The sequence below is a fragment of the Geobacillus sp. ZGt-1 genome (assembly GCF_001026865.1).
Classification (GTDB): domain Bacteria; phylum Bacillota; class Bacilli; order Bacillales; family Anoxybacillaceae; genus Geobacillus; species Geobacillus thermoleovorans.
Genome location: NZ_LDPD01000086.1, coordinates 1 through 6,774, shown reverse-complemented (window position 1 = coordinate 6,774; position 6,774 = coordinate 1). Strand labels below are relative to the sequence as shown.

General features: G+C 44.8%; 6 protein-coding genes. All 6 read right to left on the bottom strand.

Annotated elements, in window-relative coordinates; translation table 11 throughout:
• Positions 1–497, bottom strand: a 497-nt coding sequence (locus VU18_RS15705) for a carbohydrate ABC transporter permease (protein ID WP_047758471.1), incomplete at its 3' end; no start/stop codon positions are given.
• 14 nt (positions 498–511) lie between these two features.
• Positions 512–1,381, bottom strand: coding sequence for a carbohydrate ABC transporter permease (locus VU18_RS15700; protein WP_021321571.1), 870 nt, complete (start codon positions 1,379–1,381; stop codon positions 512–514).
• 62 nt (positions 1,382–1,443) lie between these two features.
• Positions 1,444–2,769: an extracellular solute-binding protein gene (locus tag VU18_RS15695; RefSeq protein ID WP_013145179.1), complete on the bottom strand. Its 1,326-nt coding sequence runs from the start codon at positions 2,767–2,769 to the stop codon at positions 1,444–1,446.
• Between the two features lie 104 nt (positions 2,770–2,873).
• Positions 2,874–3,653 carry a response regulator gene (locus VU18_RS15690; RefSeq protein ID WP_020279017.1) on the bottom strand — a complete coding sequence of 260 codons (780 nt, stop codon included), beginning with the start codon at positions 3,651–3,653 and terminating at the stop codon, positions 2,874–2,876.
• Positions 3,653–5,374: a sensor histidine kinase gene (locus VU18_RS15685; RefSeq protein ID WP_021321570.1), complete on the bottom strand. Its 1,722-nt coding sequence runs from the start codon at positions 5,372–5,374 to the stop codon at positions 3,653–3,655. Before VU18_RS15685 ends, VU18_RS15690 begins: the two co-directional genes overlap by 1 nt.
• Before the next feature lie 220 nt (positions 5,375–5,594).
• Positions 5,595–6,774 (bottom strand): glycoside hydrolase family 127 protein (locus VU18_RS15680; protein ID WP_047758470.1); only part of this gene is annotated, 1,180 nt, incomplete at its 5' end.

Genomic DNA, 6,774 nt, shown 5'->3' with positions numbered 1-6,774 from the left:
ATCGTAATCGGCAAGTTAAAGGTCGTATATGAAAGAATAATCGAGATGGGGTTATCAATTAAGTTCATTTTATTATAAATATTAAACAACGGAATGAGCGTCGAATGAAGCGGGATCATGTAAGCGATCATAAACAAAGCCAATACAACACCTTTGAATTTCCACTCCATTCTGGTCAAGGCAAACGTAACGAAGCTGGCTAAAATCAAAGTCAATACAACAGCGACGATCGTATACCAGACACTATTGAAAAAGTATTGGTTGATCCCTCCATCAAACCAAGCATTTATATAATTTTCCCATCGCGGAGATTTCGGCAAAGCGAATGGAGACATCCCAAACACTTCCTGATTCGTCTTCAACGACAATAAGAATAACCATACTAACGGATACAATTGAAGAAGCGCTACAACAACCAAGATAAAGTAAAGAATTCCCATTGCGATTCGTCGTAAAGGAGAACGAAGCTTGGAATCTAAGGTTTTCTTTTCTTTCATGGTCAATTCTCCTTTTATTCTTGATTGACTCTCAACATTTTTTGAATCATCCAGGTCGCTCCCATGCTAAGGATGAGCAACCCAAAACCAATGGCACTTCCATACCCGAAGTTGAATTTCCCAAACGCTTCTTTATACATATAAGAAGCAATCACTTCCGTGGCATGCCCCGGACCACCTCCGGTCATGACGTAAATCAAATCAAAATATTTCAAAGACCCGACAACGGCTAGAATCACCAATACTTTTAACACCCCAGAAATAAGGGGCACCTTAATTTTGTAGGCAATTTGAAAGGCATTGGCACCATCGATTCTTGCAGCTTCAATCAATTCTTGAGGTACATTGATCAAAGCCGCATACAGAATGATGATGTAAAATCCCGCATACTGCCAAACGATCGGGATGAAAACCGAATATAACGCCATATCAGGATCCGCCAACCAAAGTGGAGTCTCTTTTATCCCAAACATAGACAATAAACTGTTAATCAGCCCATTCATCGGATCAAAAATCTTAATCCAAAGTTGAGCGATGGCGACAGACGACATAAGCATGGGAATAATGTAAATTTTTCTAAACAAATTCCCTCCCTTAATTTTGCTCGCTAATATTAAAGAAACGATTAAATAGCCGATCAAACTGAGAACGGAAAACAACGCCAACAAGACGGAGTGCCAGGTGCTCTCCCAAAACAGCTTGTCATGAATAAGCTTTTTATAATTCTCCAAGCCGATGAACTTCATCTGGCCTACCCCGCTCCAATCCATCAATCCATAATATCCCGTCAGCGCAATCGGGATATAAATTAAAAACAAGACAAGGAGAAGCGACGGCAGGACATAAAGAATGATGGCTGTTTTATTGGACATAACGTTTTTCATCGCTGATAACTCCTTCTTTACAAATAAGGGGGCATGTGTTGTTCCAGATGCCCCCAAAATTCTTATTTGTTGGCTTCCTCCGCCAACGCGTCATCATGTTGTTTCGCAAATTCTTCTGGCGTGATTTGTTTCCCAAACAGGGCCGTCATTAAGTCGTGGTGCAGCTCAGAAACATTCGGGCTTGCTTGGGTGTCAAACCAAGTCGTAATGTTTGTCGCGTTATTGATGTCATGCAAGACATCCAGGTACATCTTCGGTACGTTCAACCCTTCTGTATTCACCTTTGTAGCTGGTAAAATGCCTGCACCTTCCACTGACCGTTTGCCCCATTCTTTGACAAGGTACGCCGCGAAGTCTTTCGCTTGTTCTTTATGCTTTGAATTTTCCGCGACAAACGCGCCTAACCCAGGACCGCCAACATAACTGTTGATGTCCGTTCCTTTGCCGCCTTCATACAGTGGGAATTTAAAGTAACCAACCTTCTCTTTAAACTCTTGCGGCACATCCGGGCTGGTTGTAAAGTTCGGCAACTCCCATGTGGCCGTTAAGAACATGGCTGCCTTTTCGTTTAGGAAATAACCTTTAGCATCATCATTCGAGAAGGCAGTGTTCCCTTTGACAAAGAACCCCATATCCACAAGATTTTGAACTTCTTTTGCCGCTTTGACAATAGCTGGGTCAGACATTTTCACTTTTCCTTGAATGACATCGGTCAAAATCGTCGGGCCGCCAATCCGGTCAGCGAGGTACATAAACCACATCGATGCCGGCCATCCGTCTTTTGAACCGACTGTGGCTGGAATCACCCCATGCTTGATCAACGTTTTCCCAATGTTTTTCAAATCTTCAAAGGTTTTCGGTTCCTGAAGACCATATTTTTTGAAAATCTCTTTGTTGTAGAAAATATACGTGATGTTCATCTCCATTGGAAGCGCATACGATTTGCCGTTAAAGGTATACGCTTCTACCGTTCCAGGTACAAACTGGTCTTTAAATTCTTTTTCGATAATATCATTTAGCGGCGCAAATTGTCCTCCAGTGGCGTATGGTTCGGCAAAACCGTTCGACCACGTCAACCCTACGTCAGGCAATTCATTCGAAGCGGCCAACACTTTTAATTTATCCCGATATTGATCCGGATTTAATACCTCTACATCAATCTGAACATTCGGATGCTTCGCTTCATAGTCTTTAATAATCTCCTCTACAAGATTGTAGTAAGCGGTTGAACTGCCTTTTGGCCAGTCGTGCATAAACTTCAAATGAATTTTCCCGTCTCCGGATTTCCCCTCGCTCGCAGAATCGCTCGACGAAGAAGAACAACCAGACAGCACAATCCCCGCCATCAACATTAGCAAAACCAACCATGTGAACGCTTTCTTTTTCATAAACTTTACCCCCTTCTCTATTCTTTGCTTGCAAATACAGTCTACCATCATCATGAAGGGGGAAAAAGGCAACAACCATTAGGAAAAGTACCAGTATTTTTAGATTACTTTTCTTTTTGACTTTTTCGATAGCTGCTCGGAGTCTTTCCCTCCATTTCCTTAAACAAATGAATAAAATATTTCGCTGTTTTGTAACCGCACTCTTCCGCAATCTCTGATACAGCCATATCAGTCGTCATCAACAGTTCTTTAGCTCGCTGCATTCTTCTTCTTGTGAGATATTCGCTGAATGTGAGTTTCATTTGTTCTTTAAACAGCGTGCTAAAATAGCTTGGATTCAAATGGACGTGCTCCGCCACTTCTTTTAGTGATATATCATCTTTTAGATGCCGATCAATAAACTGGATGGCCTCGCGAATCGGTTCACGAGTTTGGGGGTGACGGTCAAGGGCATCGATGAGTTTATCGTCAATCAATTGTTTCATCACTCGTTCCCTTTCCTTTTGCTCGGAAACGTGGATCGCTTTTTCTACCGCTTCGAATAATTCGCTTTTTTTCACCGGCTTCAACAAATAGTTTAATACACCAAGGCTGATGGCTTTTTGCGCATAATCGAAATCAGGGTAAGCAGAAATGAGGATCACTGCCGGAGAATCGTCTTTTTCTCTCATTTCCTCTAACACATCAAGCCCGGTAATTTCCGGCATCCGAATATCTGTCAATAACACGTGCACTCGCTCTTGCCGCAAAATGTCAAGCGCTTCTTGGCCGTTGGCAGCCGTTATGATTCGGTGTTTGCCGGAGGCCCATTTTTCCAACAACCGCTTCATCCCTTCCCTCGCCCTCGGCTCATCATCCACAACCAAAATGGTCTTCTCATACATTATCTTTCACCTCCGTTAACAGGAATTCGAAGCGTGACCTTTGTACCTTTGTTTTTACGGCTCTCAATTGTTATGCCATCGCTCGTTTCTTTCTTGTAATAAAGTTGGAGACGTTTTTTCACATTATACAATGCCATTCCTTTTCCTTTCGCTTCTCCTGTATGCATAGCCTGTTTCACCGCCTCGAGCCTTTCTTCATCCATTCCAACTCCATCATCTTCCACCATGATCTCAAGATGACGATCCGAAACCGGTTTGACAGCCACGGTAATGGTACAAGGGGCTGTCCGGTTTTCCGAACCATGCACGACCGCGTTTTCGACTAACGGTTGAATCAACAGTTTTGGGATTTTGACATTTTCCCATTCCTCAGGCAGCGACAAATGCCACTTGATGCGATCGCCAAACCGAAATTTGATAATGTCCATATAATTTTCGATATGGCGAAATTCCTCTTTCAATGTAACCCAATCATCGTTCACATTTCGGCTGATGGTGTAGCGAAACAGCTCTGACATGGACACAACGACATCTGCCAACTCTTCTTCCCCTTTCTCTTCTAACGACCACCGCAGCGACTCCAACGTGTTGTACAAGAAATGAGGGTTGATTTGCGCTTGAAGCGCTTTCAATTCACTTTGGCTGCGAACAATCTCTTTTTGATACACCATTTTGATCAAATGATTCGTTTCTCTCACCAATTGGTTATAGGTGCTATTCAGCTCCCTGATCTCATTGACCGTAACCATCTTCGGATCAACTGTTAATAACCGCTCATTCGCCAGCCGCATCGTTTTCGTTAATTGAACAATCGGCCGTGTAATGATGGTCGAGAGAAGCAGCGAACATAAAAAGTAAACAAGCATCCCGATAATGCCAGCGAAAATGATCCCAAACCGAATGCTGTTCACTCCCTTGGTCAGGGCACTGACAGGCGTTAATATGAAAACGGTGAACCCTTTGTTGGAAGACTGCTTTGTTACCATGTATTCGGTTTGATTTATTACCGTTGCTGACCGTTGATTTAATGAAGATACATCAGTTAAGCTGGAATTATTTGAAAAAATAACCTTTCCTTCCGGATCGGAAACCAATACGTATTGCCCCGTGTTCACCTCAGTAATCGCGAAATACGGCTTGTAAATTCGCACAAGCAAGTATCCCCCGTTGGCAAAATGGCGCTCCATCAACGTAATGCGCCGTATCGCTAAATAAAATTGCGGGTTTCGCGGATCTTCTCCGATCCATACAAGTCTGCCTTTCGCGCGATCCGCTTCATAAATCCATTTCACGTTGAGACGTTGAAACATCTTCATAGAACTGTCTAGGGGAAACACTTGCTTTAAATCTTCTGTATAGAGTTCGACAGAGTAAATGCCCTCAGAGTTGGCTTGGATATTATTAACCACACTTTTTAACCTTTGCAATTCTGGAAACGTCACATTCTCTCCCGCATGGATTCGTTCGAATAATCGCTGGACTTCTTGATTGGTCATCACAAACTTTGTCGCTGTATTCAACTGTTCAAACAATGAATCAATCCGACCGCTCGCTTCAATAGCTGTCTGCTTGATTTGGTTTTCAGCGTTGTTCCGAATCAACAGGGACACTTGCTTGAGCGTGATCATGCTGACGAGAGACAGCACAATCACCATGACAAATAGGAATACGACCAGTATCTGATTTCGCAACGTGTTCCATTTTTTTAGGTAGCTAAGCATGGCGATGTCCCTTCCTAACGGAAAAGAGTATGTGAAAGACAAATCTCTTTAATTACTAGTATAGTGGCTTCCAAATAATTTGTATAGAACACAAACAAAGATTGTCAAAACAAAAAAGCTGGTCGTGCACGGTTCATCAACCATCCGACCAGCTCATTCAACTTCATATTCGTCTTGATTTCCACAGCATTCTATGTGGTGACCAGCAACATCGATACGTCTATTTCTCATTCACCCACACCGTCATCTCCCCTTCCCCCCGATTGCACCAAGCGTAATAAGGAATCGCTCGGAACGGAACTTCATAGGTTCGGGGTTCAATAGGCCGATACAACTCATCGTTCCATGCCGATTCATCGATCCGCTCGGCGATGCCGGTGATCACAACCACCCCTTCGAGCAACCCGGGTTCAAAATGCGCTTCAAGCCTGGCATCGCGCGGGAGGAACAAATTTGCCAAATTCGGCCCGTTGTCGACCTCTTCGAGGCAATATACAATCGGCCCGCGCTGCAAGGCGACTTTGCCGGCATTGGCGCGCACTTGGGGATGCGCCTTGATCCGTTCGATTGGCATCGGGAAATCGAGCGTGACTTCATCTCCTTGTTGCCATACCCGGCGGATATAAGCGTATCCTTTTTCGATGAGTGGAACAATATCTACCTTTTCCCCATTGATCGTTACCTCCGCTCCCCGGCACCATCCGGGAATGCGCAACCCAAGCGTAAATTCTCCGGCCGATTCCGGCGAAACCGTCAATCGAACCGTTCCATCCCAAGGATACTTCGTCTCTTGCACGATTTCGACCGACCGACCGCCAATTTCCGTTTGAATGTCGCTGCCGACATAAAGGTGGACGAACAACGCATCCGATGTTTGTGAATAAATATAATGGCCGATCGACGCGATGAGCCGGGCTAAGTTCGGCGGGCAGCACGCGCAGCTGAACCATTTTTGCCGCACCGGTTTCACATGGCGTTTGTCATGGCGTTCGCATGCCTTCGGCCACACTTCGAGCGGGTTGACGTAAAAGAACCTCTTGCCGTCCAAATCCATGCCGCTGATCGTTCCGTTGTATAGCGCCCGTTCCATCACATCCGCGTATTTCCCGTCCATCTCCAGTTCCAGCATGCGGCGGGCCCAAAACACTAACGCAATTGACGCGCACGTCTCGGCATAGACCGTATCATTCGGCAAATCAAAATCAAACGTAAACGATTCTCCAAAAGCGCTCGAGCCGACGCCGCCCGTGATATACATTTGCCGTTTCGTCACGTTTTCCCATAACGTTTGGCATGCTTGTTTCAACGATTCGTCTCCCGTTTTCGCCGCCAGACCGGCCATCGCGGTGTACATATAGAGCGCCCGCACCGCATGCCCAACAGCTTGTTTTTGTTCCCTG